Source organism: Mesorhizobium sp. M7A.F.Ca.CA.002.05.1.1, from assembly GCF_003998335.1.
Classification (GTDB): Bacteria; Pseudomonadota; Alphaproteobacteria; order Rhizobiales; family Rhizobiaceae; genus Mesorhizobium.
Window position 1 is genome coordinate 1 of record NZ_RZQI01001605.1, and the last position, 529, is coordinate 529.

At 66.9% G+C, this 529-nt stretch carries 1 pseudogene; it reads right to left on the reverse strand.

Annotation, left to right across the window (positions count from 1 at the left end):
• Positions 1-529 (reverse strand): annotated as a pseudogene (locus tag EN939_RS37300) (RNA-binding transcriptional accessory protein); the annotation flags it as partial.

Genomic DNA, 529 nt, shown 5'->3' on the forward strand with positions numbered 1-529 from the left:
GTGTTGAGATCGACGCCGACGGCGTTGACCGCGTCTTCCACCACCGCCTCCAACGAGCGGCCGAGACGGTACTGGTCGACATCGTGCTGGTACTGGCCGACGCCGATCGATTTGGGCTCGATCTTGACCAGTTCTGCCAGCGGATCCTGCAGCCGCCGGGCAATCGAGACGGCACCGCGCAACGACACGTCGAGGCCGGGGAATTCCGCCGCCGCCGTCGCCGATGCCGAATAGACCGAGGCGCCGGCCTCGCTGACGATCACCTTCAGGGGCTTCGGACCACCATCCGCCGGCATGTCGGACAGCATGTCGGCGACCAGCTTTTCCGTCTCGCGGCTGCCGGTGCCGTTGCCGATCGAAATCAGCTCGACCTTGTGCAGCCGGATGAGCTTGGCGAGCTCCGCCTGCGTGCCGCGCACATCATTCCTGGGCGGGAACGGGTAGACGGTCGTCGTGGTCAGCACCTTGCCAGTGCCGTCGACCACCGCCACCTTGACGCCGGTGCGGATGCCGGGGTCGAGCCCCATAG